We start from the raw sequence: 26,854 nt of genomic DNA, 5'->3' as shown, positions 1-26,854 counted from the left end.
CCAAAAGAAACGACACCTTTTGAATACAGGGAGAGGAAATGGAAAGCCCACTTGTCACACTCAAACACGCCAGCAAAAGCTTTGTCGATGGCAAAGAGACACATCGCGTGTTGGAAGGCGTCGACTTTACGTTGAACACAGGAGCGAGTGTTGCGCTGACAGGCGCAAGTGGCAGCGGCAAAAGTACCTTACTCAATGTCATCGCTGGCTTTGAGCCACTTTCCGAAGGTGAGTTGTGGTTAGATGGTGATAACACGGCGGCTTGGAAAGACCCGCAATGGAGCCGATTTCGACACCAAAAACTCGGTGTTATTTTTCAGCAATTCAACCTATTAACGCCGCTCAACGTGCAGCAAAACATCGCCTTCCCTCTACATTTGAATCAACAAAAATGGAATGACTGGTGCGATTATTTGGTCGAGACTCTAGGCATCAGCCAACTGCTTGATAGACATGTTTCTGCCCTTTCCGGTGGTCAACAACAACGAGTCGCGATTGCGCGCGCTTTAGCACACAAACCTAAACTGCTACTTGCTGATGAACCCACAGGTAACCTCGACCAAAAAGCAGGCTTGGAAGTGATGAAACTGCTCAGTGAAATCACCACCCAGGGCAATACGGCGGTGCTATTGGTAACACACAGCCATGAATGCGCTGAATTTATGAAAGCACGGCTGCGATTGGATAACAGTCAGCTACAGAACAGTCATCAAGTAAACAAACATGAGCTTCGCCATGAAGCAAGCTAAGCTATCAACCACCAGATTCACGCATACTCGACTCGCCCTGGATCTGTTTGCGGCACATTATCGACAAGCACCACTGCAAGCCGCCGCGATTCTGATCGGTATCGTGTTGGCTGTGACCTTATTTGTTGCGGTGCAAGCCATCAACCTCAATGCCAAACGAAGTTATGCGGAATCTACCGAGCAGCTTAGCGCACAAGCTCAGAACTTAATTATTCCACCAGCAGGGCAAAACTATCTGCCCGAGTCTCTTTATTTCACCCTTAGACAAAACGGGCTCAGTGCAGCACTACCTGTAATCGAAGGGCGAGTGAGAGACGAACAAGGTCGTCGTTGGTCAGTACAAGGTAGCGAGTTAATTGCTGCCATCTCTTCACGTTCGCGCTACTCAACGGATAACAAGCAAAAGTCATCAGATAACCAACAGAACGTGTCTTTGTTCGACAGTGCTTTGCCTCTACCTGAGCTTTTAGCTGGCAAGCCAATCGTGATGATGAGCCAATCTCAACATCAAAACTTAGGAGAGGTAGAAACCCTAACTCTGGACGACATTCCAACCCAAGTGGTGGTGTTGCCTGACGAATGGCAGTTAGGTAGCCGAATGTTGATGGACATTGGCTTTGCCCAGCAACTGCTCAATAAAAAAGGGCAGCTCAGTTACATTGCGGTTTTCCATTCGGGTGATAAAGGGAATAAAGACACGCAAGCAAATTGGCAAAGCATCATTGGCGAGCAAGGACAATGGATTTCCAATAATCAAAGCACAGACCTTGGCTCACTGACCGACAGCTTTCACCTCAATCTCACCGCAATGAGCTTACTCGCGTTTTTAGTCGGGCTGTTCATTGCTTACAACGGCGTTAAGTACAGCTTGCTTAAACGCAATCGGCTGTTAGTGCAGATTCAACAGGCGGGCGTTGCGCCGAGCATTGTGCTCTCTGCGCTGTTAGTTGAACTCACTGTTCTCGTTACCATCGGCGCTTCCCTCGGTTTTGTATTGGGCATGCAGCTTAGCCATTGGCTACATCCGACCGTGGCACTGACTCTAGAACAACTTTATGGCGCGACACTTCTGCCCGGAACTTGGCAGTGGCAATGGTGGGCGCAAGCGCTGCTGCTCACGTTAACCGCAACCCTGTTGGCGTGTTGGCAGCACTTTAAACAGCGAGTGCGCCAACCGCTTTCCTCTCATGGCGGGTTTTATCAAGCGCCTGAAGCCTCTAACGAAAACCAATTGTTCGTGATAGGTGCTGCGTTGACGACTCTCGCACTCGCAGGGTTATGGCTGAGTGAGCATCACCGCTTCACCATGGCGTGGCTCGGCGTGCTTGTAGTGTCGATTCCTTTGTACCTACCCAAAACACTCAGCGTCTTAGCCAATTGGTGTGAGAAGCGCACCAATTCCGGTTTGATGCAGTATCTGTTTGCTGAGCTGCGTGAGCTGATTTCTCCGCTTTCTCTCGCCATGATGGCACTGCTACTCGCCGTTACTGCCAATATGGGGATGAACAAGCTAGTTGGTAGCTTTGAATCCACCCTAAAGCAGTGGTTAGAACAAAGGTTACACGCCGATATTTACGTCAGCCCTGCGCAAGGGGAAATCGCAGATGTAGAGCGCGCATTAGGACAGTTTGACAATGTTGAGACCGTCTACAAGCAATACTACGTCGACGATAACCTGCAAGGCTTACCGATTTTGCTTGGCACCAAAGACAAAGACACCTTAGAGCAAACAATGGTGTTCAAATCGCGTTTGGAGAACTTCTGGTCACGCTTTTACCAAGGTGAGTTGGTCGCTATCAGTGAACCAACCGCGGTCAAACTGGGTTTATCTCTGGGTAGCGAGCTCACGCTTGATGCCGTTCCAAATAAGAACCTCCTTGTGGGTGCGGTATTCCATGATTACGGCTCACCTAACGGTGAAGTCTTATTAGCACCAAAGTTATGGCAAGAGAGTGGCTTTACCGACCTGCCAACAAGCCTTGGCATTAAAGTCTCAGGGGACCCACAAATCGTCTACGAGCAACTGCGCGAGCAATTGAATCTGCATCCGAGTCAACTCTACGACCAGGCGCAAATCAAATCCATCGCGTTGGATATTTTCTCGCAGACCTTCGCCATTACACGCGCACTCAACGGCGTGACGTTGATGGTCGCGGTGATTGGTTTGTTCAGTGCTTGTTTTATGTTGCTCGACGCGCGCAAAGCCGCCATTGCAAGGCTGTATGCACTTGGCGTCAGCCGTCGTAAATTAATGACCATGGTGGTCGGGCAGATCGCCGCTTTAGTCAGTTTTACTCTGGTTGTCGCCCTGCCCCTCGGAGCCATGGTGGGTTATGTGCTGACAGACATCGTCACCTTACGCGCTTTTGGTTGGAGCTTAAATTATCTGTGGAATTGGAGTGACGCCCTCAGTATTGCGGCGATCACCATCTTGGTGGCGGTGATTGCAACCTTGATTCCGCTGTGGCGATTGGTCAGCAAGCCTGTCGTATCCAGTTTGCAAAGCGAGGTGTTGTGATGGTTCGATTAGCAAGCACACTTACTCTATTCATGAGCAGTCTGTTCCTGTTCGGTTGTGAAGATCCCCAACAACAAAATATGGGCACTTTGCTGGGCAGTGGAGATATGCAAAGCGAGAGCAACCTATTCACACCCGTAGAAAAAGGGGTTGAACTCACCTTTCCTACCGATCATCAAGCACACCCGGATTTTCGTCATGAATGGTGGTACTTAACCGCTAACTTAATCGATGCAAACGGCAACCCACTTGGCGTCCAGTGGACACAATTTCGCTTTGCTGCTGCGCAGCCAACAGGCGAAGATGACGTAAAGAAAACCGAATGGCAAGCTCAACAAATCTACATGGCGCACAGCGCAGTCACGACCGCGGACAAACACTACGCCGATGAAAAATGGTCACGTGACCAAGCCTCTCTAGCTGGCGTCGACACTTCACCATTTCGAGTTTATCTCGATGATTGGCAGTGGACTTCTTCAACCACCGATCTCTTCCCTGCCACATTGAATGCAAACTCCGAACAATTTGGCTATTCGCTGACGCTTAACAGCCACGTGCCTTATCAAAAGCAAGGCGAACAAGGTTACAGCACCAAAAGTGCCGATGGCCGTGTGGCTTCCTATTACTACAGCCAACCGTTTATTGATGTCTCCGGTGAAGTCACGATCGACGGCGAAACCCATCAAGTATCCGGCAAAGGTTGGATAGACCGAGAGTGGAGCTCGCAATTCTTACTCGACTCACAACAAGGCTGGGACTGGTTTGCCCTAAGGTTGAGTGACGACACTAGCTTGGTGGTGTTCCAATTGCGGGATTCCAAAACCGGAGCAGCCAGTTACTCCAGCGCAAGGCTGATGCAGCAAGATGGTTCTGGCATTGCTATCCCACAGAAAGACATTCAGCTAGAGGCGACTAAGCAAACAGAAATCCAAGGGCGAAAGTATCCAACCCAGTGGCAAGTGTCGATTCCTAAGCAGCAAATCGAGCTAACCGTTTCTGCACTCAACCCGAACGCGAAAATGCCCCTTTCAGTGCCTTATTGGGAAGGCCCTGTGCGCATTAAGGGCTCTCATTCTGGGACAGGTTATATGGAACTAACGGGGTATTGAAAAGTTGAGTGATTACCCCAATTATTCAGCTAGTACAAACACAGGTAACCGAGTGATACACTGCACCTCAGTGTCATCCAATGAATGATTAAAAGGAAATGCGATGAACCCGATTATTGCGCTGCTAAAAGAGAACAACATCAGCGATGAGCAAATCAACGAGATTTTTCAGACTCTGACGCAAAACCCTCTAGCGGCAATGGCAACAATCAGCCAACTAGGTTTGCCACAAGACAAGCTACAAATGCTGATGGCGCAAGTGATGCAAAACCCTGCGCTAATTAAAGAAGCCGTAGACGAGTTGGGATTGGATTTCTCAAAGGTTGAAGAAGCAAAAGAGAAGCTTCAAAGCCAAAACCAAGGCAACTAAGTCTTAGCCATCTAGCGCTGAATATAGAAAAGGCCGTTAACCCAAACATCTGGGTTAACGGCCTTTTTGTTCACTACTTTGTTGTTAGCTACTTTTTTATCAGCTAATTATTAGTGATTTAAAGACGCGAATTGCTCTGCTGTCATGCCGTAGTAAAGTTTATCGTCAAAGCCTTGCTCTAGTTTGTAGTAGTCTTTCTGACGGCCTTCTTGAGTAAAACCATTTTTCTCTAAAGTCTTGTAAGATCCAACATTAGAAGCGTAGCAATCCGCACTGACTTTATGGGCGTTTAGCTCAGTAAATCCAATCTCGGTCATCATTTGGCAAGCGCGAGTCGCAACGCCTTTACCCCATGCACAAGTTGGTAATTGATAACCTACTTCGTAGTTGCCAGTTAAGAACATCACTGCGGTCACCGCACACATTCCCATGTACTGACCTTGCTGGTCACGAATCACGAACGTTGGGCTGTCTGGCCAAACACCTTCTTTGATCGCTTGTGCCGTATTTTCGATAATAGGGCCCAAGAAACCCTCATATAAGCTGTTGTCAGCAGGTGCGAAGAATAGATACTGATTGACCTTATCGTCGTTCAACATCTCGATAATATCTTGTAGATCAGAGCCTTGAATCAGTTGGATAGTCAACGATTCGTTAAATGGGATGGCTTCGCCTTGTTTTAGTTTTTGATATGACATGTGTTACCTCGTTATCTGCTGAAAATAGTAGCCCAGCGGATAAGAGAAAAATTGGATTTTTGCGACAACTTTCAGGCTGATTAGCATTGTATTACGACTCAAAATCACCATAGATATCGATGGTTAAGTCGCGCTTTTTCAAGTATTTGCTTGGCGTTTTTCTTAGCTGCTGTTTGAGGGTACGAATCAAATGCGATTGGTCACTGAAACCAAATTGCTGTGAGAAGCTTGCCCAATCAATCGCCTCTTGTTGCTTGTAGAGGGTCAAAATCATCTGCTCCAGACGTGCCATTTGTTGATATTGCTTAACGCTCAACCCCACCACCTGCTTGAAACTGCGCTCAAGCGTTCTGCGAGAACAGGCGCACTGTTTGGCTATCTCGTCAATATCCATCGCTAACTCAGGTGAACGTAGCGCTTGAGCATCCATCACGGACACCGCTTTTTGTGATGCCAAAAACGGTTTGGTACGGCAAGCTTCGATATCTAACGCATCTAGATGTTGTTTGATGTAGTTCAGCAAACATTGCGGTGAATCTTGCAACTCTAGCTGCCATAACCCTTGTTGAAAGCGCTCATCAAAGGCCGTGTTGAGCCAATCAAACCATTCGCATTGGTTAATTGCTGCAACTTGGGATGCCTCAGTAAACCGTGACTCATGGCATACAAACCCTCTGGGCGAAAGGTGATACCAATACGCTTGATGGGTGCCGTATCTTCCAACAACAGCAAGTGTTCGTTAGCCGTTAATAAGTGGCAGCCTTTGCCAGCAAGCTTTGTGTCTCCCGTGTCGTAGCTGTAGCCTTGCTCTGGTGGCGTAAAGAGTAAATGAGCACGCGGGTTTGGGATAAGGTGCGGCTTGGGGTCAATGACTTCACCCTCTGGCACTTCCAAGTACCAAACTTGATGAATGAGCCATTCATACTCTGGCAGAGACTGTTTCCAAGCTATCATGATTGTCCTAGCGGTTAGTAAAGATAATAAGCGCAACGTTTTTGCTTAAACACCAGCTCGTTGAGTGTGACTGATTGACGCGCATCTCGCCACGCATTTCTCACCCTGCTCCCTTGCAAGCTTGTTGGATTGCGGTAGGCTTTGAGCAGAGAAAACAAGCTGAACAGAACAAGGAAATACCCCGATGCGCGTCGACTACCACCAACGACTGGTTCCTGTGATTCGTTATTTAGAACAACACTTTAATGAACCACTCAACCTACCAGAAGTGGCTGCGCTGGCGAACCTTTCCCCTTATCACTTTCATCGCACCTTCAAAGCCGTGCAAGGCGAAACACTGGCCGACTTCATTCGACGTTTACGTCTAGAAGCCGCCGCCGATGACTTATTCAAATCCAAGCAACCAGTATTAAACATTGCCCTAGAGTACGGATTTTCTAGCTCACAAAGCTTAGCCAAAGCCTTCAAACAACATTATGGCGTCACACCTACAGCCTTTCGTGACTGCGAAAACTATCAGCAGTTTTCTGAATTAGCACGAAACAGCAAGATTGGACACACGTTGCGCAAGAATGGAAACGAAGTAACACCAAGCGATTCATATACTGGCTCTGAACTCACCAAATGGAGCACGACAATGGAAACGCAAAACTTTGAAAAAGCAAAACTGGCTTACATTCGCGTAAACGGCCCTTACGGCCAAGGCTATGAAGAGCCATCAGGTCGCCTGTATCAATGGGCAGGAATGAAAGGTTTGGCAGGCAATACCTGCATCTTCATCTACCATGACAATCCTGAAATCACGCCAGACGAGAAGTGCCGTACTGATATCTGCTTGATGGTGCCAGAAGACACGGAAGTTCCGAAAGGCATTGAGCTGCAAGACTTCCCCGGCGGTCAATATGCGGTGATGCGCCAGCACATTACTGACCCGAGCCAATACTCAAAAGCGTGGGATGATGTCATGAGCAAGGTAATTGAATCCGGTATTGAGAACGACGACCGCCCTTGCTTTGAGCTTTACCACAGCTTCGACCCACAAACGCACCATGCAGACGTTAGCTTCTGCACTGCCATCAAATAAACCAAAAGCCTGCATCGTTGCAGGCTTTGTCATTTCTTACTCTGGTTGCTTAAATCCGTTCTTCCAAACGCCGTTTATCTTTTAATCCAATTACTTAGAACACGAACGAATACCTCAATATTTTCGTGATCCTACTTCGCGTTTTGACCACGCGCATTCATTCGCTCGGCTGAGTTGGGATTCATTTCACAGATTATTCATGAAGCGAACCTAGACTGAAAAAATTCTATCGACCCCGTTCGACCTACAACGCTAGTCACAATAAAAACTAGGTACTACAGCACCTCTAGGACATTCCATGAAGAAGAACTTACTTGCCATTGCTCTTGGTAGCGTAATTGCGCTGACTGCTGCCCCATACTCTATCGCGGCTAACGATGCTGCCGTCCAATCTTCCGCCGATTACTCACAAATCGTCACTAAACGTCAGGTTGTCGACCAACTTCTCAACGACGCGGTACAAGCATTCAAATCCCCTGCGCGTATCTCACATGCGGGTTTTACCGCCAAAATGCCGAGCAACATGGAGATTGTTACCGACCGCTTATTAGAAGCGTACAAACTTGAGCCGTACCGTACTGACCTACAGATTTCTGCAGCAAACGCGCAGATCTACAACAAGAATGCAGACCGCGCGATTGAACTGTTTGAACAAGCCCTTTCTGTTGCACCAGATGATGTGGATTTGCACGCTTACTTAGCGGTATGGCAACGCTTTGAGGGCAACCAAGCGGAATCAGCGAAACACATGGCGACGCTCACTAAGCTCAATGCAGGTAAAGCCGCAGACATCCAACGCATCTTCGACACCGTAGACCGCGTACTTGCCACGCCACTAAAAGAGAAAGCCGACAAAGGTAAATTGGATGACAAAGGCGCAATCGTCACATTGGGATACGCGCTGAACCCAGATGGTTCAATGCATCAAATCTTGGTTGAGCGTTTGGAAACCACGCTAGCCATGGCAAAAGCAAACCCAGACGCGTTGATCGTATTGACGGGCGGCGTACCAAAGAACCACAAAACCGAAGGCAAGTTAATGGCGGATTGGCTGATTGAAAAAGGCATCAGCAAAGATCGCATCATTGAAGAAAACTACGCCACCAGCACGGTAGGTAACGCTCTATTCAGCAGCTACGCATTGGCACGTCATAACATTAAACACGCGACCATCATCAGCTCAGCGAGCCACGTACGCCGTGGTCAAACCTTGTTTGAAATCGCAAGCTGGCAAACTGGACCACAAGACATCACTTTTGACACAGTGAGCTACCCAGACAAGCCACTGAAAGACTTAGCCAAAGCCAGCGATGGCGAACTGCTTGGTATCTACCGCGATGCACTGCGTACTTACGGCATGTGGAGCTACCGCTCTTACCCGCTAGAGTCGCGTTAATACACTAGAGCCAGAAAGCAAAAGAGACCGCGTTAATGCGGTCTCTCATAGAATCATTTGAACATGATGCAATGGTCAATCAATGCGTTTTGTAGGTTTTGTTTGTCACTCAGAATCACTAGAGCATAGATAGTATTTTTGTCACCAATTCGGTAAAGCAGCTTGAATCCATCAAAGCTAAATTGCCGAATGTCGTACACACCGATTGTTGTCAGTTCATAACAAGAAGGATAGATAGACGGGTTATTCAAAACGTTGAGTTCAAACCTCTGCTGAACCGCAATTAATCTATCAATCACATCGTTGCGAGCGCTCCAGTTCGATAAATAGTTAATACTCTGAATAGCTGTATTTTCAAAGGTTTGTGTATAGAGAACTTTTGCTTCCATGCTCTTATCAAACTCAATCTTTGAGTGCTGCTAACGTGCTCTTCATATCTTCTGATGACTTTACACGTTCATTCGCAACATCATTTTGAGCAAAGCTAACAAACTTCATTAAAGCAATGGCTTCATCACGCTTCTGACGTTCTTCATAAGACTCAACGACATAAATAGGCTTACCATTTTGCGTAATCGTCATTGGTTCATCCAGTTCAAGCTTCGCAGCATTCTTTTTTAGATAACTTACCGTTTCAGTGCTCATCACATGACTCCTATCGGCAACCTCGCTGGTGTAACAACAAGCGAAACCAGCCGAGCTATACTGCAGGTTTGACCGAAATATTTGAATCAATAGAAAGTGCTAATCACATTCTATTTTTCGTTTAGATTTTGACCTAATTTTGCCAACTATACCTATGCATTTCGAACAAACCAAATTAAGTTTAAATTTAGACTCCTACTTCAAATATAGAAAAAGCCTGCGTACTTGCAGGCTTTCTTGTCTTTGTAACGTGGTAAGAACCGCTTAAATCGCTTCGCCGTTTACCGTTACTGCTACATCAATGTTGCCACGAACTGCGTTTGAGTATGGGCAAACTTGGTGTGCAATGCGCGTTAGCTCTAGCGCTTGTTCTTGTGGCATGTCTAGCTCTACCGCTAGGCTCACTGTTAATGCAAAGCCGCCGTTATCGTTCGGACCAATGCCCACTTCCGCTGTTACGGGTGCACTTTTCAGGTTTACTTTACCTTCACGTGCTACATGCAGAATCGCGTTAGAAAAACATACCGAATAACCCGCTGCAAAAAGCTGTTCTGGGTTAGTTGCTGCGCCTGTGCCGCCCATTTCCTTCGGGTATGACAGCTCTAGATCGAGAAGACCGTCATCAGTTTTTACTTGACCATTACGACCAGCCAAAGCGGTAGCTTGAGTTTTGTATAGAGTAGTCATGCGAGTGTCCTTCTTAATTTAAGTTGCGCACAATTTAATTGCTTGCAATCTTATATCGAAGTAAAGATCGTTTGCAACTATATTGTGCACAATTTATTTTATGACTCTCTTTCCCTGTGAGCAGGTAGGCAACGCCAATGAGCCAGTGTTACACCGACAACACCATGACCGACGACGATAAACTCTTACTCGAAAACCAAGTCTGCTTCCCGCTCTACAGCGCAGCAAATGCAGTGATCCGAGCGTACCGCCCGTTGCTGGACGAGTTTGATCTGACTTATTCGCAGTACTTAGTGATGATGGTGTTGTGGGAGAAAGATGGTGCCAGTGTGAAAGAGTTGGGGTCACAACTGCATTTGGACTCAGGCACACTCACACCGCTGCTTAAACGCTTAGAAGCAAAAGGCTATGTAGAGCGCGGCCGAAGTGAAACTGATGAACGCGTTCGTGTACTCAATCTAACCGAGCAAGGTCGTGCCCTTAAAGAGCAAGCTAAGTCAGTGCCAAACGCCATGATGTGTAAAATCACCTTAGAGCTAGATGAAATGATCATGCTGAAGAAGTTGTGTGGCAAAGTGCTCGACAATCTGAGCTAACAAAATAAAGCATCCGCTTCCCCACTTCCTATTAGAAAGAGCCTGCCGAGATGCAGGCTCTTTCGATCTTAGCTAGAAGATCTACTCAAAGTAATCATCGGTATTCTCTATTGCTACTCTGCCTTCATCTTCAATAAAACCTATCAAAGCAAACCCACTTACATCAGATTTCCCTATCAAGTGAAATAGGAAATGGCTATCAATAGGATAGCTACAAGCGATTTTCCTTAAACACACTCCGATGAGAATATACTTTCCGAAAGCAACAACAGCTCAGCTTAAAACATTCAAAGGAAAGTAAATTATGATTAATACTCAAATCAAACCATTTGCAGCTACAGCGTACAAAAACGGCGAATTCGTTGAAGTAACAGAACAAGACGTTCTAGGTAAATGGGCAGTATTCTTCTTCTACCCAGCAGACTTTACGTTTGTATGTCCAACAGAACTGGGCGACCTAGCAGACCACTACGAAGAGCTTCAAAAACGTGGCGTAGAAGTTTACTCAGTATCAACTGACACACACTTCACTCATAAAGCATGGCACGACAGCTCAGACACAATCGGTAAGATTCAGTACTACATGCTTGGCGACCAAACAGGCAACATCACAAACAACTTCGGTGTGATGCGTGAAGGTCAAGGTCTTGCAGACCGTGCAACGTTCCTAATCGACCCAGAAGGTACTATCCAAGCAATGGAAATCACTGCTGAAGGTATCGGTCGTGACGCAGAAGACCTACTACGCAAAGTGAAAGCAGCTCAATACGTAGCAGCGCACCCAGGCGAAGTTTGCCCAGCTAAATGGAAAGAAGGTGAAGAGACACTAGCTCCATCACTAGACCTAGTTGGCAAAATCTAAGCCACTGAAATTTAAGTTCTAATCAGTTCCCGATTTCCTTTTTCTGATTAGAACTGAATTAGAGAGCACTTCAGGTTAGATACCTTGACGACCTTCTGCCTGATTTGCTCTCTCCCCCTCAGGTTTTATCTACAGTAACCACTTTTTATTACCTATCTGAATAAGTAGGTGTGCAGTAATTGCGTAGAAAAAATCGTTTAGAACCAGGCATAGATTTTCGATAGCTAGTTACTCTAACTACAAAATCTATAACGCAGTTATCAACGATTTTAGCTAGCAAGAATGAACAAATACTTGTTTTGATTGGTAACTATTTAATTAAGGTAGTAACAACTATGTTAGACCAAGCGATCCAACAACAACTCAAACAATATCTGGCTAATGTAAAAGAAGAAGTTCGTTTAGTGGTTAGTCTAGATGAAAGCAAAGCATCGAATGACATTTTGTCTCTAGCGAACCAAATCGCAGAGATGAGCGACCTAATCACTGTTGAACGTGACGACAACGCAAGCGCACGTAAACCATTGATGGCGGTAACTAACCCAGCAAAAGGCACAGCACTACGCTTTGCAGGCTTGCCAATGGGTCACGAATTTACCTCTCTAGTTTTGGCACTGCTTCACTCTGGCGGTCACCCAATCAAACTAGAACCAGAAGTGATTGAGCAAATCGCAGCACTAGACAAAGATCTAGACGTAGAAATCTTCATTTCACTGTCGTGTCAAAACTGTCCGGACGTGGTTCAAGCGTTCAACATGATGGCGGCGATCAACCCGAAAGTAAAAGCAACCATGATCGACGGTGGCTTGTTCCAAGATGAAGTGAAACAACGCGACATCATGGCAGTACCAAGTGTATTCGTGAACGGCGAGCTATTCGGTCAAGGTCGTATGTCTCTGACAGAAATCCTAAACAAAGTGGATGACGGCGCGAGCGAGAAAGCCGCGAAAGCACTGAGCGAAAAAGACCCATACGACGTACTTGTTGTCGGCGGTGGTCCTGGTGGTAGCGCAGCTGCTCTATACGCCGCTCGTAAAGGTATTCGCACTGGCGTTGTTGCTAAACGCTTTGGTGGTCAGGTTATGGACACCATGGCAATTGAGAACTTCATTTCGGTAAAACGTACTGAAGGTCCAAAACTGGCAACTGACCTAGCAGAACACCTAAAAGAATACGACGTAGACGTAGTAACTGAGCAACAAGCTGAGAAGCTAATGGGCGCAGCACACACAGAAGATGGTTTGATTCACATCCAACTTGAAAGCGGCGCAACGCTGAAGAGTAAGAGTGTCATCTTAAGCCCTGGCGCACGCTGGCGTGAAATGAACGTTCCGGGTGAGCAAGAGTACCGCAACAAAGGTGTCGCGTACTGCCCACACTGTGACGGTCCACTGTTCAAAGGCAAGAAAACCGCAGTTATCGGTGGTGGTAACTCAGGCATCGAAGCAGCTATCGACCTTGCTGGTATCGTAGAGCACGTAACGGTTCTTGAATTCGCAGACGTACTTCGCGCAGACCAAGTGCTTATCGACAAAGCGAACTCACTACCAAACGTAGACATCATCACGATGGCGCAAACAACAGAAGTAGTAGGCGACGGTACTCGCGTAACAAGCTTGAAGTACAAAGACCGCAACACAGATGAGATCAAAGAGATTGAACTGTCAGGTATCTTTGTTCAAATCGGTCTAGTACCAAACACAGAATGGCTAAAAGATTCAGAAGTAGCGCTATCTGAGCGCGGCGAAATCGAAGTCGGTAGCCGTGGCGATACTAGCCTAGAAGGTGTGTTCGCAGCCGGTGACGCAACAACCGTTCCTTACAAACAGATCATCATTGCGATGGGTGAAGGTGCAAAAGCAAGCTTAGGCGCATTTGACTACCTAATCCGTAAGCAAGGTTAATCTCCAATTTCTTGAGCACAAAGCGTATGGTGCTGTGTTTTCTTCCCCGGAAAACCAATCGGGGCACCGTGACAGCGATGAGTAACAAGAAATAAAATCAAAAAACCTAGAAGCCCAAAGACTTTGCCAGCAGGTATTAACTGCTGGCTTTTTTTGTTTGGGGAGAGGTGTAAGCAAATCTCTCAGCGCTCCGAGTTCAAACTGGAGGGAATGGCTCTACAATCACGGATAATTCAGTTCACTCCACCAGCATCACAACGCGCTGCGAATAGATTCTGAATACTCGCTTAGGCTCCTTCAGAATGACGCTGTTCGTTTAGCGTTCTCTCCCCGTCATTCCCGCGAACCTAGGTGAGACTCGGAATCTACTCACCGTAAACTCGATCGAAAATGAGTAGCACGAACAAACAAAAGGTGAAACAAGGTTGCAAGCACCTTACCCAACATTCAACCAGCAACCCCACCTAACCTCCCCTTGTATCAAACTCCGAAGCTCTCAACACGCAGAGCTCAAAAGGGAGGAACTGGTTCTGTGCTCGCGGATAGTTCAATTCACAACGCAACATAACAACACACTGAAAGTAGATTCTGAATACTCGCTTAGGCTCTTTCAGAATGACGCTCTTCGTTTAGCACTCTCTTTCCGTCATTCCCGCGAACCTAGGTGAGGCTGGGAATCTACTCACCACAAACTCGATCGAAAATGATTAGCAAGAACACGAACAAACAAAAGGTGAAACAAGGTTGCAAGCCCCTAACCCAGCTCTCAGATTCAAAGCACCAAACCCACCGAATCTCTCAATGTATCCAGATCCAAAGATATCAACCCTAAAAAATTTTAAAAAAGCCCTTTACCTCAACTTTACTTGAGGTTTTAGCATATTCATCGTTGGCTAGAAAATGACAAAAAGGAGCACATCATGATCCAACTAGAACATATTAACTTAGTCGTGAAAGATATCCCTGAAATGCTGAAGTTTTACCAAACTGCATTTCCACATTGGTACGTGCGTGATGAAGGTAAAGGCGAATGGAGTGGCAAGCCAAGAAACTGGCTACATTTTGGCGACGAGTATCAATACATAGCCATGAGTGACCATGGCGAAGGAGAAAACCGCGAGTTGAGCGGGCACCAAGTTGGGCTAGCGCATTTTGCTTATGTGACCAACAACGTCGATGCAATCATCAAAAGACTAACCGATGCAGGTTATCCGATTGCCCAACCTGGTGCTGATGAACCATACCGCAAAAATGTGTATTTTGTTGACCCTGCCGGTTTTGAGATTGAATTTGTTGAATACCTGGCGGATGACCCAAAACTTCGTAACCTGACAAGCTAAAAGAGATGTAAATAATAAAACGCCAGCAGATAGTGACTGCTGGCGTTTTATTTTATCTATCAGGCTTCTTTATCGCATTAGCGCTGTTTGGCAAAAACCTGAGTCCAGTAATATCCGTAGCGTGCAGAGTGATTTTCGACAAGCGACGCGCCCATCTGATCAAAATCCACACTCATGATATTAAGGCAGTGACCTTCACTCGATAACCAAGCATTAATGACGGCGTTAATGCTGCTTTGCCCTACGGCGACATTCTCACCAATGGCGCTCCAAGCATAACCCGTTGCGTTAACTCGATCTGACATTTTGCTGCCATCAGAGCCTGTGTGGCTCATGAAATCGCTGTTCGCCATATCGCTTGAATGTCGATAAGCGGCGCTTTCCAAATCGTAGCTCCAAGTCAGGGCCCCAACAGGTGGCATGGTGGTTGCGCCACACTGTTGTGTAGTAGAGCGGGCGCTGTTGACCGCTGCAAGCATCTGCTCGGCAAATGTGCCTTGTGACGATGTGGAACCTGTGTTTTGTGAGCCGCTTTCTGCTGGGGCTGACGACTCCCCATCGCCGCCACATGCGCTGAGAAGTAGGGCCAAAGCAGGCACTAAGATCTTAGTTGGCATTGTCTTTCCTTTATGAGTGACGAAGAGCAAACTGCGCTTTTCGATAATAACGCCCAATAAACTAACAAAAACCAATAAAAGCACCATATAGCTTAGGGGTTTTTAACCAAAGACTCACATGAAGTTTTCAATCACCTTGGTTCGGTCGATAAATCGGCAACGTTTCAGCCCAAGTATGGAATGGCGTTTCATCCATATCCTGTATTGATTGAGTGATAAAATCGATGAACACCCTAACTCGTGCAGGCACATATTCCCGGTTGGCATAGAGAAGATACACGCCATTTCCTGCTTGGCGCATGCTCGGAAATATCGGCACTAAACGCCCCGCTTTAAGCCAGTCCCTCGCGATAAAATGAGGGATCTGAGTCAATCCTAAACCTTCTGCGCAAAGCTCTGCCATAGATTCACCGTCATTTACAATGTAGTTTCTTTCGGGGTCATATTCACTCGCACCGTCTGGTTCTGGCATCCGAATCGGCAACAGTTTCCCCGTTTGTTTAAAACGAAAACGAACCCAAGAATGGTCATTGAATACATCCGGGCCACTCGGAACACCATGGCGCGCTAAGTAATCCTGACTGGCACAAATGATAAAATCGATAGGGCTCAGCTGACGCACAATCAATTGACTATCGTGAACGACACCAGAGCGAATCGACACATCAATACCTTGCTCAATAATATCAACGTAGGCGTCATCGTAATGAATATCGATAGTGATGTTAGGGTAGCGGCGACAAAACTCTTTTAATAAAGGACGAATATAGAGGCGACCGTACGAGACTGGCACATTAATCTTAAGCTGCCCTGAAAGCGCATCATTGTGACTTTTTAATGAATCCTCACATGCCGCCAGCTCCTCCAGTACAAACCTAGCAGTATTTGCGTACCTACGACCAGCTTCTGTCAGGCGGCTCTGTCGCGTAGAACGTTGAAAAAGCTGTATACCCAAATCGCTTTCAAGACGATGTATGGCTTTACTCACGGTCGAAGGGTCAGTGCCATACACTTTGGCAGCCGCAGCAAAACTACCGCCATCTAAAGTGGCAATAAAAAATCGTAGGGACCGTATCTTATCCATATAACCAATGAACTCTATTCATGAATTTTATTCACTTTAGTAAAGACCAAGTGGCTCTTCAATCACTAATTAGCCTAAATATAATGAACCTCAATAACTTGATGCTCTGTTAGCGAGGAAAAAACCATGGGTAAAAACGGATTGAAGAATGCACTACAACTATTGATAGCGACACTAGTCCTATTCTTTGGGGTGCTTCAAACAGCACATGCCGCAGATAAACGAATTGGTATTCTGGTTTACGATGGCGTACTGACCTCTGATGTTACTGCGCCTTTAGAGGTTTTTGGCGTCGCAAGTCGTCTCACTTGGTTTAGTGATTATGACGTGCTCACCATTTCCGTCTCAGATCAGAAAACCATCACCACTGAAGAAGGATTAAAAATTGGTGTGGATGCTTGGATTGGTGATCTGCCGGAACTCGACGTATTGGTTTTAACATCCAGCTATGACATGGATGCACTAATCGAAAATAAAGATCTCATTCACTTTATTAAAACTACCTCAAAGGCGGCAGATTGGATGGCAAGTAATTGCTCTGGCGCGTATTTGTTAGCCGAAGCTGGCCTTTTAAACGGCAAAAAAGCAACAACTTGGGCCGGAGGTGAAAACGGCTTTCAAAGAGATTACCCAGCAGTCAAAGTACAAGTCGACCAGAATTTTGTCATTGATGATGGCGTTATCACTTCGAACGGTAGCCTAGTTAGCTATCAAGCTGCTCTTAAGCTACTTCACCTTATGACTTCAGAGTCTAAAGCTCAGGAAGTCGCAGATGCCATCCAGTACTCACGCTTTTCCAACCAACCATTTTAAGCGTGTAAGAAAGAAATCAGAGTCACCCTTCGATATTTGGAAGGTTAACTCTTCGAATTTGTCTTCCTAATCGAACAACCCTTTTTATCACTGTAAAAGCGATAAAAAGGGTTGTCGTTCATCTGGCAGACACAACGTGCTCTCCAAACTTTTTATCTTAATGCTATGGAAAAACATAAACGTTACGAAGCACTGACGAAAGATCGATACCAAGAGATTTACCGTCTCGCGTATTGGTTATGCAAAGATCACCACCTTGCTCAAGATTTAGCGCAAGAAACCTTTCTGAAAGCGTGGCGATTCTTTGATAAATTAAATGACCCCAACGCCGCGAAGTCTTGGCTCATTACTATTTTGCGTCGTGAGAATGCTCGGCGCTTTGATAGAAAACAGTACGATTTTGTCGACATTGATGAGTGTGCAATACAGACAAAAACCTACCCTGGCAGTGACTACGACATGGCCCAAGATTGGCTTCAAAAACAAATGATGATTCTCGAACCCAAATACCGAGAGCCGTTGCTCTTGAGCTTAGTGGCTGGGTTGAATCATGATGAAATTGCCCAAGCCTTGAGGCTCAACCACAACACAGTGGCGACTCGATTATTCAGAGCGCGTAATCAGATCATCGCACAGAAGGAGAGTCATTAAGACACAAAAAGTAGTCAACCATGTAAACTAACTGGCTATGCTCCGGTCTATTTCATAAGTCGTTACACAACTCGACGCTTTAACGCTTTACATCAAGCGCGACTAGATGAACACTTCTTGTCAAAGTACAATAACAGCCGACATAGAGTAGAGTCAGTAAAACATTATGAGTAACACGACGGCGAAAAAGCCGAATCCCTTATTTGAAATCCTTTTCAACGTATTTATCCCTTCCTTCATTTTGATGAAGTTTAGTGGCGATGAGCATCTAGGGACAGCAATGGCGCTGGTTGTCGCTTTGCTATTTCCTATCATTTATGGCGGTATGGACCTTGTCCGTAACAAGAAATTTAACTTTATTTCTGCTCTGGGCTTTATCAGTGTTCTACTAACTGGTGGCATCGGCTTGTTAGAGCTTGATACACGCTGGTTAGCACTAAAAGAAGCCCTGATTCCTGGCCTGATCGGTTTAGCGGTTTTGGGTTCAACGTTTACCCGCTACCCACTGATGCAGAAGTTAGTACTGAATGACACAGTGTTGAATCTCGCGTTGATTAACCAACGTTTAAAAGAAAATGGTAAAACCGATGCGTTCGAACGTTGCCTTATGTCTTCTAACTACTTGTTTGCAAGTACTTTTGCGTTCTCATCTGCAATGAACTACTTCCTTGCGACTTGGATTGTGACTAGCCCTTCTGGTACTGCTGCCTTTAACGAAGAGTTAGGGAAAATGACGCTGTACAGTTACCCAATGATTGCCATCCCAAGTATGTTGATGATGTTCGGTATTTTTTATTACATTTGGCGTCAAGTACGTGCGATGACATCGCTCGAAACAGAGCAAATCTTCCATCTAAAATAGCCCAATCATTACAAGTAAACCCATAAAAAAGGGAGGATTTTATCCTCCCTTTTCTCAACAGGCTCACTGTAATTCACAGCGTCAAAATGATTTTTCCTGACACTGCTGACAAGCGTCGCTCAACCATTTCAATCGCTGTTTGAAAGTCCTCTAACGGCAGATCATATGCAACGTTTAACTTTATGTCGCTGCTAATAAAGTGTTCTAACATTTCAGCGAACACCGTCTTTCTCCCGCCTTTACCTACCGATTCTTCCCAATACCGCAAAAAGAATGTACTAAAGTCGATGTTGTTGGCCTTCATCGATTCAAAAAACTCAGGCGTATAAGGCGTTAACGACAATGTTCCGTAGTTGATGTATTGGCCATTTTCTTTCAAGGTACGAATGAGATCCGTGCCAGCCTCACCACCTATCGCGTCCAGAGCGAGCGTTGGTTGTGGCAGTTGGCGCGTTTGCAGCTGCGCGTGTAAGTCTTGTTTTGCGTCCAACACTGGAATCGTATCGTACGGATACTCGTCTGGCTTTGAAGTCACAGCAATCAGTTTAAAACCCAGTGAATGGGCGAGCTGGGCAAATATCTTACCGATCGCTGACCCTGCTGCATTGATGATCACCACATCATCTTTGTTCAACTTAGCCACTTTAGTGGTGATCACCCACGCGGTTAGCGCGTTGATGTACAACTGGCAGGCATAGCCGTTATCCAAACTTTCAGGTAACGGAAAAAGATTCTCGGGCGAAGCATCGATGTAGTATTGCCAAGTCCCACTCATCGCCACCAACACTTTTTGCCCAACTTGAAAGCCAGTTTGACCAACAGCACTGACTTCCACCACACGCCCAACCGCTTCAAACCCCGGCACGCGAGGTGGTACGTGAACGCGGCGGTATTGCCCAACACCATGAATGGAAAGCAAGTCACTTGGGTTAATATTGGTGGCTTCCAGTCGCACCCGAACCTTGCCCTGAGCAAGCGGTTTGAGGGGCTCTTTTTCCAACGACAGCGACGTTTTGGGTTGACCAAAACAGAATTGATTCACTCGAGTATTTATCGTTGGTGCCATTGTTATTCATACCATGTAATTGAAATTCAAGAAGGAAGTTTCGTAACTTCTACTCAAAAGCATTAAGTGAAGTCGAAACTCTGTACTTCTACCTGCGCGATGCGCCGTTCACTCTAAACTGTTGTGGCGTCATATCAAAATAGGCTTTAAATGCTTTGATGTAGGATGAGTCGTTTTGATAACCCACTAGGTCTGCAATGGCTTGGATTGACAACGATTCATCTAACAAAGAAAGCGAGTAAATTAGCCGAATTTGTTGCCGCCAAAGTAGAAATGAAGTGTTGAATTCCTTGGCGAACAGCCGTGATAAAGTACGCTCAGACGCCCCAATTTTCTCCCCCCACTCTTTTAGCGAACAGCTCAACGCTGGCTCGTCAGTCAGTCGCTCGAAAATCAGTTTTAGTCGTCTGTCTTGTGGCAGCAATAACTGAAATGTCTGCACGTTGCGTTTCAAAATTTGATCATGCAGCACCGCCAGCAAATGCAGCACTTCTTCGTGGCTTGTCTCACCTTCACACTGTCTGCGGATCTCTTGTAAAAGCTCATTTAAAAACGACGTTAAAGCAATGGTTCTCACTTGTGGCTCGTACGTTGCGCCAAACTCAGGGTTGAGGTAAATACCAACAAATATCGTGTTGCTTAGAGCAATCGACTCGTGTTGAACACCCGCAGGAACAAATAACGCAGAGGTGTGCGGAACCAAATGCTGATAATGCTCCGTTTGTGTTTGCAATAACCCTTTGATAGGAAAGATGATTTGATGCCAAGTGTGTTGATGCAGCGCATCAATGTAACCTTTTGGCATGTCGATGGTTTTCACCAAAACAGGAGAATGGGGATTCGCGTCCATCATCTTATTGGAGGTGACGACGCCTGACTTCGAATCAATTTGGCGAGTTAGCATTGTTAGTTGTCTTTTCATCCCTACACCGACACAAGTTTACTAGGCTATCATGCTCCGCATCGCGAATGAAGGTAAACACTTTATCTCTCATTCAAATAATAAGGAGGTTACATGAAGAAAATCGGCGTCGTAAAAGCAGTGCTAGCAGGGAAAACCGTCCCTTATGCTCATGGTGCGCAAAGCGCAATCAACAAACAAGTGCTGCCTGAGCGCCAGCATGCAACAGAGCTCGGTTTTATCAGTGATGAGCAAGGTGATCCGCGCTTTCATGGTGGCATTCAAAAAGCGCTTCATATTTACCCAAGCGAACACTACCCAATCTGGCAACAAGAATTAGGCGAAAGACCAATTTTCCAATCCGCCGGCGGCTTTGGCGAAAACATCAGCTCCGAAAGCGTCACCGAACCCACGATTTGCTTGAAAGATAAAATTCGCATCGGCTCAACACTACTGGAAGTGTCGCAAGGTCGCATGCCTTGTTGGAAACTTAACGTACGCTTTGACCAACACGACATGGCGAGAAGACTGCAAGATACGCTTCGAACAGGCTGGTATTTCCGAGTGCTGGAAGAAGGCGATATCGGTGCAGGTGACGAGATTATTCTGTGCGAAAGACCTTATCCAGAATGGCCATTGGCTCGTATCATGGGTGCGGTTTTCACTGGCTGTTTAGATAGAAAAGAACTCACTAAGCTGTCTGAGCTGCCGTTAGTCGAGTCTTGGGGCAAGCTGGTCGAGCGCCGCCTAGAAACCGGCGAAGTTGAAGATTGGGAAATGCGCTTGGTTGGCCCAACTGTGAGTTAACACCCCAAAGTAAAATTTTAAGCCACGCTCTGAACCAACTATGCCGCCAGAGCGTGTTTTTTTGGTTTACTTCGCACTCGGGGCTGGGCGTTTCGACTTACCTTGGAACTGCTTAATGCTCTTCTTAGCATGAGTTCGGCGGTTGGCTTTTTTATCGCGTGGCGCGCGTTTGCTCTCGCCAGTTGATGGCTTATCCGTTACTGGAAAACCAACCAGATCTTGCACTAGCAATGCACGTTGAGTCAGGTGACGAATCGCGTTTAGTGCGTCCATTTCACCATGACAAACCAATGACACCGCCACACCTTGTTCGCCTGCGCGAGCGGTACGTCCTACTCGGTGAACATAAGTTTCTGCATGCATTGGCAGTTCAAAGTTGATCACTACAGGTAATTGCTCAATGTGAATGCCGCGCGCTAGTAGATCAGTGGCAATCAACACCTGAATTTGCCCAGATTTAAACTGCGCCAGTGCTTCTTCTCGCTCTGCTTGGCTCTTGTCACCATGCAGTGCATTGGTTGAGATGCCCGCTTTGTTTAGCTTTTTCGCTAAGCCATCAGCATTCTCTTTCGCACCAATAAAGACTAACGCCTGAGTCCACGCGTTTTTTTGAATCAGTTCAATCAATGCCTTGGTTTTACTGCCTTTATTGACCATGTACAACGTTTCAACGATGTCTTGATTCGTGCTGTTTTCTTGATGCGCTGCAACTTGCTTTGGTGCCTGCATAAGCAGCTTCGCTTTACCCTTCAAATCATCTGAAAACGTCGCCGAGAACATTGCGGTTTGACGCTGGTTTGAAATCAGCCCCGCAATATTTTGCACGTCAGGCCAAAAGCCCATATCCAACAGACGATCGGCCTCATCCAACACTAGGTAATGGATATTGCTTAAGTCTAAACCGTTGTTTGCCAGATCAACCAAACGACCTGTCGTCGCGACAAGGATATGAGGATTTGTCGCTAGCGCCTGCTGTTGTTGCTCTTTATCAACGCCGCCACACAAACACACTGCGTTGAGTTCAAGAACTTGACCAACTTGGTTAATTGCTTCACTCACTTGCATTGCCAGCTCACGAGTTGGCACAAGAATCAGCGCTTTTTGCTCTGGATTGACACCCAGCTTTTCCAACAAAGGCAAACCATAAGCAAGGGTTTTGCCGCTGCCTGTATTTGCCAAAGCCAATAGATCTTGACCAGCCAACAGCTCAGGAATGGCCAACGCTTGAATATCGGTCGGTTTCTTGAAGTCTTTTGGCAGTGCGTGAATCAGCTCAGAACTCAATGAGAGAGTAGAAAATGGCATTAGCGAAACCTTGTACTTTTGGTTGAAGAGGCAATAAAAACAATGAAGATGCGGTAAAACGCAGGCGCGGACTTTACCACAATCTGTTAGGTGAACCATCCTATTTTAGGCGCTTAAACCAAGCGTCGCCTACGCAAATCGTCAGAAAACTAAAAAGCGCAAAAAAGCCGTTAGTCTGTACTGCCACAGAGCTAACGGCTAAAAACCCTTGAAGAGAACGCTTCGTCAGCCTTTCACTGTGGCTGAAAAGAAATGTGCAGTTTATTAAAGCACAGCTTTACGATTAGGTAAGAACACTTCACCCAACATGCAACGAACCGAGCCACCACCAATAGATTCTATGGTAGAAACGTCGAATGGCAGCAATTTACCGTGCGTTGCCAATTGCTTTCTTTGTGCTGGTGAGAATGCATCATACGCCGATTGCGACATCGCAATCACCTTGTCGCCGTTGATCGTTTCCAGTTGCAGAATGTTACCGCAGAACTGGTTCATCTGATCAAGCGAAATTGAGATGACTTGCTTGTCTTTGGCGAGTGACTTCATTACAAAACGACGCTCAAATTCTGGGATCACTTCGTCACAAATCACGCAAAACTGTTCGCCAACCGCCATCATCACATTGGTGTGATAAATCGGCGCACCAGACGGCAAACGAGTTTGGAAAGAAATCACTCGTTCATAGCCAATACGATCGGCGTAATCTTCTAAAACCAGACGATCACAACGTTGTGAGAGTGCGGCGTAGACCGTTTTATTTAGGTGGTCAAACACCATCACACCCGTGCTTTCTAAATACGCTTGCTCGTCAAGATATTCAGTTAGACTGCTGCGTCGATGAACTTCTCGCCCTGCTTGCGCTAGTGCTGCCACAAGTGCATCGGGACGTACTTCTTTTTGACGGTTTTCACAGGCCATTGGAAAGGTGTACAACGTGCCATCTGGCGTAGTGCTAAACCAATTGTTTGGAAATACCGCGTCTGGCGTTGCAACATCTGAAGTTGGATAATCAAATTCAACAACTTGAACGCCCTCTTGACGCAGCGTTGCAACCATACTCGCGAACTCGGCCATTACTCGACGTGAGACTTCTTCTTGGCTGAGTGACACTTTATGTTGGAACTCATTATCTTGTGCGGTTTCTTCATTAAAACGAAACTCTTTCGGTGGCACCATCACTACGCAGTTCGCGGTTTGGCGCTGAGCACTTTGCGTGCTTTCTTCTTTCCCATTAGCAAATTGGGTCACTGATTCGTGTAATAGCATCCAATACATTCCTTATCACTAGAATGAGGAGATTGTAAATTTATTGTTAACTTCAGTTTTGCTGTTTTGACAATTAATTTAATTGCCCAAAAGTAATTTTTGCTGCATTAAGTTCATTTTTCCCTAAATTTTATTGTCACTTTGCAGGTTTAAGCTTTTATTGCACCGTGATGAACATGATAAGAATTCATCATAAGAATCAGAACCATAGACAATCACACTCATAACCAACTAGTTACATTTAAGACACAATCGGTTAGACTATTTTTTCGCCCCTCTCGTCAATCGGTCTGCTTTATCGAGGAGCAGGCAAGAAACTCTCATACACGCGGTTTCGTCCAAAGCAGCGTGAATCGATGGATTTAGCCACCCCAAATGGCACTGTTTTAACTTTAGGATGAGTTATGTTTAAACGATTTGAAGGCTTTACAGAGCCGTTCCCCAAATCTACACCGGATCAGCCTCCTTCAGGGATGTTCGCTTTTCTGCGTTATTACACTCGTGGTTATGAAAAGCCTTTGATCATCATGTCTTTGATGGCCACAATTGTGGCTGTTGTTGAGGTAATGTTGTTTGGCGCCATGGGACAACTGGTTGATTGGTTGTCTACCAGCAATCCAGAAACGTTCTTACAAGACAATAAATCGGATTTGATTTTCTACGGAGCCTTATTGCTGGTTGTCATGCCTATATTGGTGATCTTGTACTCGTTGCTCGTTCATCAAACGTTATTGGGCAACTACCCAATGTCTATCCGCTGGCTTGCACACCGGTATTTGCTCAATCAAAGCTTGAACTTCTATCAAGATGATTTTGCAGGTCGAGTCGCAACGAAAGTCATGCAAACCTCATTAGCTGTGCGCGAAACCGTGATGAAAGCTATGGATGTGTTTGTTTACGTTACGGTTTACTTCACCAGCATGATCATTATGTTAGCGACGGCAGACTGGCGTTTGATGATCCCAATGATCGTCTGGTTACTCGCTTACATCGCTATCCAAATCTATTTTGTCCCTAAGCTCAAAGACGTCGCTTCAGCGCAGGCCGATGCACGTTCGACAATGACAGGGCGCATCGTCGACAGTTATACCAATATTCAAACCGTCAAACTGTTTTCTCATAGCCAGCGCGAAACCCAATATGCCGAGCAAGGCATGAAAGGATTTTTGAATACGGTCTATCGTCAAATGCGCCTAGTGACCGGCTTCGACGTCGCTGTAGAGATCTCAAACTATATTTTGGTGTTTTCCGTTGCTGCTTTATCGATTTACCTGTGGTTGGATAGTGCCATTAGCGTTGGCGCGATTGCGATTGCTGTTAGTCTTGCATTGCGCGTAAACGGTATGTCGATGTGGATAATGTGGGAAGTTGGCGCCCTCTTTGAAAACATGGGAACCGTTGTCGATGGAATGAAAACGCTCTCTAAGCCTATTGATATTAAAGATAAACCAGGTGCAAAAGACTTGGTTGTCACTGAAGGAGGCATTCACTTTGATAACGTCAGCTTCCATTACGGTGAGAACAAAGGCGTAATTAGCCATCTCGATCTCAACATCAAACCAGGAGAGAAAGTCGGCTTGGTTGGGCGCTCCGGCGCCGGAAAATCAACTCTGGTGAACTTGTTACTTCGTTTCCACGATGTCGAAGACGGCAGCATTAAGATCGATGGACAGAACATCTCAGAAGTCACACAAGACTCTTTGCGTTCAAAGATCGGTATGGTGACCCAAGATACTTCTCTGCTACACCGTTCAATTCGAGACAATATTTTGTATGGCAATCCAGATGCGACAGAAGAAGATTTGCTGAAAGCCACTAAGCAAGCGCATGCCCATGAGTTTATCGAAACTCTGACCGACCCATTTGGTAATGCCGGATACGATGCGCAAGTTGGTGAACGTGGTGTAAAACTGTCTGGCGGCCAACGTCAGCGTATCGCAATATCTCGTGTGCTACTCAAAGACGCACCATTGCTGGTACTGGATGAAGCCACATCGGCTCTGGATTCAGAAGTCGAAGCAGCGATTCAGGAAAGCTTGAATGAATTAATGCAAGGGAAAACGGTTATTGCTATCGCTCACCGATTATCGACCATCGCACAAATGGATCGCCTCATCGTGCTAGATAAAGGCAGCATCGTTGAACAAGGTTCTCATCAAGAACTCATTGCGAATAACGGCATTTACGCCCAGCTTTGGGCGCATCAAACTGGCGGATTTATCGCTGAAGAACTAGACAATCAACACGCTTCTTAACGAGTGATAAGCTCAATAAAAACGGCGCTTTAAGCGCCGTTTTTTATTTAAATCCATGGCTAGATGCTCATATAGCCATTGTGGTTTCTCATATATGAAACACTCTCCATGATAAAGCTCACACTTTTTCTGCTAATATACCGCCTCGTTGCGTATCCATTGCAATGAACACAATACAGAGTATTGAGCCGTCTTCATTTGTCATTTCACTTTTTGAGAAACAGCTATACTCAATAGATGGCTTAGTTATTATATTAACAATAAGGTAATTAGCTTATGTGTAAATGTGGTTCAATGCAGCTCGTACAACTCAAA

General features: G+C 46.0%; 25 protein-coding genes and 1 pseudogene. 15 read left to right on the top strand and 11 right to left on the bottom strand.

The features are described from left to right. Positions 1-38 precede the first annotated feature (38 nt). The 4 genes from R7F64_RS00835 to R7F64_RS00820 all read left to right on the top strand — a co-directional run bounded on the left by R7F64_RS00835 (position 39) and on the right by R7F64_RS00820 (position 4,746). Positions 39-749 (top strand): ABC transporter ATP-binding protein, encoded by a 711-nt coding sequence (locus R7F64_RS00835; RefSeq protein ID WP_047102441.1) that lies wholly within the window; start codon positions 39-41, stop codon positions 747-749. Continuing rightward, on the top strand, positions 736-3,267 hold the full coding sequence (locus R7F64_RS00830; protein ID WP_318071371.1) for an ABC transporter permease: 2,532 nt from the start codon (positions 736-738) through the stop codon (positions 3,265-3,267). Before R7F64_RS00835 ends, R7F64_RS00830 begins: the two co-directional genes overlap by 14 nt. After that, the gene (locus R7F64_RS00825) at positions 3,267-4,376 is read left to right on the top strand and encodes a lipocalin-like domain-containing protein (RefSeq protein WP_318071370.1); all 1,110 of its coding nucleotides are present in this window, start codon (positions 3,267-3,269) and stop codon (positions 4,374-4,376) included. The genes R7F64_RS00830 and R7F64_RS00825 overlap by 1 nt, the downstream gene beginning before the upstream one ends. Before the next feature lie 103 nt (positions 4,377-4,479). Beyond that, entirely contained in the window at positions 4,480-4,746 is a 267-nt protein-coding gene (locus R7F64_RS00820; RefSeq protein ID WP_004746427.1) for a DUF2999 family protein, read from the top strand. Between the two features lie 110 nt (positions 4,747-4,856). Here R7F64_RS00820 and R7F64_RS00815 read toward each other — a convergent pair whose 3' ends face one another. Both R7F64_RS00815 and R7F64_RS00810 read right to left on the bottom strand, forming a co-directional pair. Then, on the bottom strand, positions 4,857-5,444 hold the full coding sequence (locus tag R7F64_RS00815; protein ID WP_258458134.1) for a GNAT family N-acetyltransferase: 588 nt from the start codon (positions 5,442-5,444) through the stop codon (positions 4,857-4,859). Positions 5,445-5,535: 91 nt separating this feature from the next. Next, positions 5,536-6,398, bottom strand: a pseudogene (locus R7F64_RS00810) (helix-turn-helix domain-containing protein). A 184-nt stretch (positions 6,399-6,582) separates the two neighbouring features. Between R7F64_RS00810 and R7F64_RS00805 the strand changes: the two are divergent. Both R7F64_RS00805 and R7F64_RS00800 read left to right on the top strand, forming a co-directional pair. Continuing rightward, on the top strand, positions 6,583-7,482 hold the full coding sequence (locus R7F64_RS00805) for an AraC family transcriptional regulator (RefSeq protein WP_020195560.1): 900 nt from the start codon (positions 6,583-6,585) through the stop codon (positions 7,480-7,482). A gap of 298 nt (positions 7,483-7,780) precedes the next feature. Then, positions 7,781-8,878: a YdcF family protein gene (locus tag R7F64_RS00800; protein ID WP_318071369.1), complete on the top strand. Its 1,098-nt coding sequence runs from the start codon at positions 7,781-7,783 to the stop codon at positions 8,876-8,878. 53 nt (positions 8,879-8,931) lie between these two features. Here the strand turns inward: R7F64_RS00800 and R7F64_RS00795 are convergent, their stop codons facing one another. From R7F64_RS00795 to R7F64_RS00785, 3 genes are all read right to left on the bottom strand, one after another. Further along, a complete protein-coding gene (locus R7F64_RS00795; protein WP_132936218.1) occupies positions 8,932-9,267 on the bottom strand; it encodes a type II toxin-antitoxin system RelE/ParE family toxin in 336 nt (111 codons plus the stop codon). Between the two features lie 13 nt (positions 9,268-9,280). Then, on the bottom strand, positions 9,281-9,523 hold the full coding sequence (locus tag R7F64_RS00790) for a type II toxin-antitoxin system Phd/YefM family antitoxin (RefSeq protein WP_005383516.1): 243 nt from the start codon (positions 9,521-9,523) through the stop codon (positions 9,281-9,283). A 264-nt stretch (positions 9,524-9,787) separates the two neighbouring features. Further along, positions 9,788-10,210 (bottom strand): organic hydroperoxide resistance protein, encoded by a 423-nt coding sequence (locus tag R7F64_RS00785; RefSeq protein ID WP_239932323.1) that lies wholly within the window; start codon positions 10,208-10,210, stop codon positions 9,788-9,790. Positions 10,211-10,347: 137 nt separating this feature from the next. Between R7F64_RS00785 and R7F64_RS00780 the strand changes: the two genes are divergently transcribed. The 4 genes from R7F64_RS00780 to R7F64_RS00765 all read left to right on the top strand — a co-directional run bounded on the left by R7F64_RS00780 (position 10,348) and on the right by R7F64_RS00765 (position 14,912). Next, the gene (locus R7F64_RS00780; protein WP_318071368.1) at positions 10,348-10,806 is read left to right on the top strand and encodes a MarR family winged helix-turn-helix transcriptional regulator; all 459 of its coding nucleotides are present in this window, start codon (positions 10,348-10,350) and stop codon (positions 10,804-10,806) included. A 304-nt stretch (positions 10,807-11,110) separates the two neighbouring features. Further along, positions 11,111-11,668: an alkyl hydroperoxide reductase subunit C gene (ahpC, locus tag R7F64_RS00775; protein WP_005374632.1), complete on the top strand. Its 558-nt coding sequence runs from the start codon at positions 11,111-11,113 to the stop codon at positions 11,666-11,668. Positions 11,669-12,003: 335 nt separating this feature from the next. After that, entirely contained in the window at positions 12,004-13,572 is a 1,569-nt protein-coding gene (ahpF, locus tag R7F64_RS00770; protein ID WP_045406638.1) for an alkyl hydroperoxide reductase subunit F, read from the top strand. 920 nt (positions 13,573-14,492) lie between these two features. Further along, positions 14,493-14,912 (top strand): VOC family protein, encoded by a 420-nt coding sequence (locus R7F64_RS00765; protein ID WP_005374615.1) that lies wholly within the window; start codon positions 14,493-14,495, stop codon positions 14,910-14,912. Positions 14,913-14,989: 77 nt separating this feature from the next. Here the strand turns inward: R7F64_RS00765 and R7F64_RS00760 are convergent, their stop codons facing one another. Together R7F64_RS00760 and R7F64_RS00755 are read right to left on the bottom strand one after the other, a co-directional pair. Then, complete coding sequence (locus R7F64_RS00760; RefSeq protein WP_169644596.1) at positions 14,990-15,529, bottom strand: CAP domain-containing protein; 540 nt, start codon at positions 15,527-15,529, stop codon at positions 14,990-14,992. A 127-nt stretch (positions 15,530-15,656) separates the two neighbouring features. Further along, the gene (locus R7F64_RS00755; RefSeq protein WP_017634524.1) at positions 15,657-16,613 is read right to left on the bottom strand and encodes a LysR family transcriptional regulator; all 957 of its coding nucleotides are present in this window, start codon (positions 16,611-16,613) and stop codon (positions 15,657-15,659) included. 126 nt (positions 16,614-16,739) lie between these two features. On the opposite strand from R7F64_RS00755, the gene R7F64_RS00750 reads away from it, so the two are divergent. The 3 genes from R7F64_RS00750 to R7F64_RS00740 all read left to right on the top strand — a co-directional run bounded on the left by R7F64_RS00750 (position 16,740) and on the right by R7F64_RS00740 (position 18,939). Next, a complete protein-coding gene (locus tag R7F64_RS00750) occupies positions 16,740-17,426 on the top strand; it encodes a DJ-1/PfpI family protein (protein ID WP_005374612.1) in 687 nt (228 codons plus the stop codon). Positions 17,427-17,546: 120 nt separating this feature from the next. Further along, a complete protein-coding gene (locus R7F64_RS00745; protein ID WP_255209459.1) occupies positions 17,547-18,077 on the top strand; it encodes a sigma-70 family RNA polymerase sigma factor in 531 nt (176 codons plus the stop codon). Between the two features lie 166 nt (positions 18,078-18,243). Continuing rightward, complete coding sequence (locus tag R7F64_RS00740; protein WP_005383527.1) at positions 18,244-18,939, top strand: VC0807 family protein; 696 nt, start codon at positions 18,244-18,246, stop codon at positions 18,937-18,939. Positions 18,940-19,012: 73 nt separating this feature from the next. On the opposite strand, the gene R7F64_RS00735 is transcribed toward R7F64_RS00740, so the two are convergent. Together R7F64_RS00735 and R7F64_RS00730 are read right to left on the bottom strand one after the other, a co-directional pair. Further along, entirely contained in the window at positions 19,013-20,005 is a 993-nt protein-coding gene (locus R7F64_RS00735; RefSeq protein WP_054575377.1) for a zinc-dependent alcohol dehydrogenase family protein, read from the bottom strand. Positions 20,006-20,093: 88 nt separating this feature from the next. Further along, complete coding sequence (locus R7F64_RS00730) at positions 20,094-20,909, bottom strand: AraC family transcriptional regulator (protein ID WP_054575376.1); 816 nt, start codon at positions 20,907-20,909, stop codon at positions 20,094-20,096. A 111-nt stretch (positions 20,910-21,020) separates the two neighbouring features. Here R7F64_RS00730 and R7F64_RS00725 point away from each other — a divergent pair, with 111 nt between their 5' ends. Continuing rightward, positions 21,021-21,713 (top strand): MOSC domain-containing protein, encoded by a 693-nt coding sequence (locus tag R7F64_RS00725; RefSeq protein ID WP_318071367.1) that lies wholly within the window; start codon positions 21,021-21,023, stop codon positions 21,711-21,713. Positions 21,714-21,779: 66 nt separating this feature from the next. Here the strand turns inward: R7F64_RS00725 and R7F64_RS00720 are convergent, their stop codons facing one another. Both R7F64_RS00720 and R7F64_RS00715 read right to left on the bottom strand, forming a co-directional pair. Further along, positions 21,780-23,018, bottom strand: a complete 1,239-nt coding sequence (locus R7F64_RS00720; protein WP_054575374.1) for a DEAD/DEAH box helicase — start codon at positions 23,016-23,018, stop codon at positions 21,780-21,782. 264 nt (positions 23,019-23,282) lie between these two features. After that, positions 23,283-24,284 carry an arginine deiminase-related protein gene (locus tag R7F64_RS00715; RefSeq protein ID WP_033906610.1) on the bottom strand — a complete coding sequence of 334 codons (1,002 nt, stop codon included), beginning with the start codon at positions 24,282-24,284 and terminating at the stop codon, positions 23,283-23,285. Positions 24,285-24,688: 404 nt separating this feature from the next. Here R7F64_RS00715 and R7F64_RS00710 point away from each other — a divergent pair, with 404 nt between their 5' ends. Continuing rightward, entirely contained in the window at positions 24,689-26,539 is a 1,851-nt protein-coding gene (locus R7F64_RS00710) for an ABC transporter ATP-binding protein (RefSeq protein WP_054578587.1), read from the top strand. The last annotated feature ends 315 nt before the right edge of the window (positions 26,540-26,854 follow it).

The sequence above is a fragment of the Vibrio sp. Vb1980 genome (assembly GCF_033338615.1).
GTDB classification, from domain to species: Bacteria; Pseudomonadota; Gammaproteobacteria; order Enterobacterales; family Vibrionaceae; genus Vibrio; species Vibrio alginolyticus.
Note: the sequence above shows the minus strand (reverse complement) of the source record. Positions and strands in the feature narration are given on the sequence as shown.

Excerpts from the sequence above, each read along its gene's own strand:
- R7F64_RS00815 (WP_258458134.1), bottom strand. The coding sequence starts at position 5,444 with ATGTCATATCAAAAACTAAAACAAGGCGAAGCCATCCCATTTAACGAA.
- R7F64_RS00780 (WP_318071368.1), top strand. The coding sequence starts at position 10,348 with ATGAGCCAGTGTTACACCGACAACACCATGACCGACGACGATAAACTC.
- R7F64_RS00835 (WP_047102441.1), top strand. The coding sequence starts at position 39 with ATGGAAAGCCCACTTGTCACACTCAAACACGCCAGCAAAAGCTTTGTC.
- R7F64_RS00720 (WP_054575374.1), bottom strand. The coding sequence starts at position 23,018 with ATGCCATTTTCTACTCTCTCATTGAGTTCTGAGCTGATTCACGCACTG.
- R7F64_RS00740 (WP_005383527.1), top strand. The coding sequence starts at position 18,244 with ATGAGTAACACGACGGCGAAAAAGCCGAATCCCTTATTTGAAATCCTT.
- R7F64_RS00805 (WP_020195560.1), top strand. The coding sequence starts at position 6,583 with ATGCGCGTCGACTACCACCAACGACTGGTTCCTGTGATTCGTTATTTA.
- R7F64_RS00785 (WP_239932323.1), bottom strand. The coding sequence starts at position 10,210 with ATGACTACTCTATACAAAACTCAAGCTACCGCTTTGGCTGGTCGTAAT.
- R7F64_RS00725 (WP_318071367.1), top strand. The coding sequence starts at position 21,021 with ATGAAGAAAATCGGCGTCGTAAAAGCAGTGCTAGCAGGGAAAACCGTC.
- R7F64_RS00800 (WP_318071369.1), top strand. The coding sequence starts at position 7,781 with ATGAAGAAGAACTTACTTGCCATTGCTCTTGGTAGCGTAATTGCGCTG.
- R7F64_RS00710 (WP_054578587.1), top strand. The coding sequence starts at position 24,689 with ATGTTTAAACGATTTGAAGGCTTTACAGAGCCGTTCCCCAAATCTACA.
- R7F64_RS00715 (WP_033906610.1), bottom strand. The coding sequence starts at position 24,284 with ATGCTATTACACGAATCAGTGACCCAATTTGCTAATGGGAAAGAAGAA.
- R7F64_RS00735 (WP_054575377.1), bottom strand. The coding sequence starts at position 20,005 with ATGGCACCAACGATAAATACTCGAGTGAATCAATTCTGTTTTGGTCAA.
- R7F64_RS00795 (WP_132936218.1), bottom strand. The coding sequence starts at position 9,267 with ATGGAAGCAAAAGTTCTCTATACACAAACCTTTGAAAATACAGCTATT.
- R7F64_RS00820 (WP_004746427.1), top strand. The coding sequence starts at position 4,480 with ATGAACCCGATTATTGCGCTGCTAAAAGAGAACAACATCAGCGATGAG.
- R7F64_RS00825 (WP_318071370.1), top strand. The coding sequence starts at position 3,267 with ATGGTTCGATTAGCAAGCACACTTACTCTATTCATGAGCAGTCTGTTC.
- R7F64_RS00755 (WP_017634524.1), bottom strand. The coding sequence starts at position 16,613 with ATGGATAAGATACGGTCCCTACGATTTTTTATTGCCACTTTAGATGGC.
- R7F64_RS00790 (WP_005383516.1), bottom strand. The coding sequence starts at position 9,523 with ATGAGCACTGAAACGGTAAGTTATCTAAAAAAGAATGCTGCGAAGCTT.
- R7F64_RS00765 (WP_005374615.1), top strand. The coding sequence starts at position 14,493 with ATGATCCAACTAGAACATATTAACTTAGTCGTGAAAGATATCCCTGAA.
- ahpF (WP_045406638.1), top strand. The coding sequence starts at position 12,004 with ATGTTAGACCAAGCGATCCAACAACAACTCAAACAATATCTGGCTAAT.
- R7F64_RS00750 (WP_005374612.1), top strand. The coding sequence starts at position 16,740 with ATGGGTAAAAACGGATTGAAGAATGCACTACAACTATTGATAGCGACA.
- R7F64_RS00760 (WP_169644596.1), bottom strand. The coding sequence starts at position 15,529 with ATGCCAACTAAGATCTTAGTGCCTGCTTTGGCCCTACTTCTCAGCGCA.
- ahpC (WP_005374632.1), top strand. The coding sequence starts at position 11,111 with ATGATTAATACTCAAATCAAACCATTTGCAGCTACAGCGTACAAAAAC.
- R7F64_RS00830 (WP_318071371.1), top strand. The coding sequence starts at position 736 with ATGAAGCAAGCTAAGCTATCAACCACCAGATTCACGCATACTCGACTC.
- R7F64_RS00730 (WP_054575376.1), bottom strand. The coding sequence starts at position 20,909 with ATGCTAACTCGCCAAATTGATTCGAAGTCAGGCGTCGTCACCTCCAAT.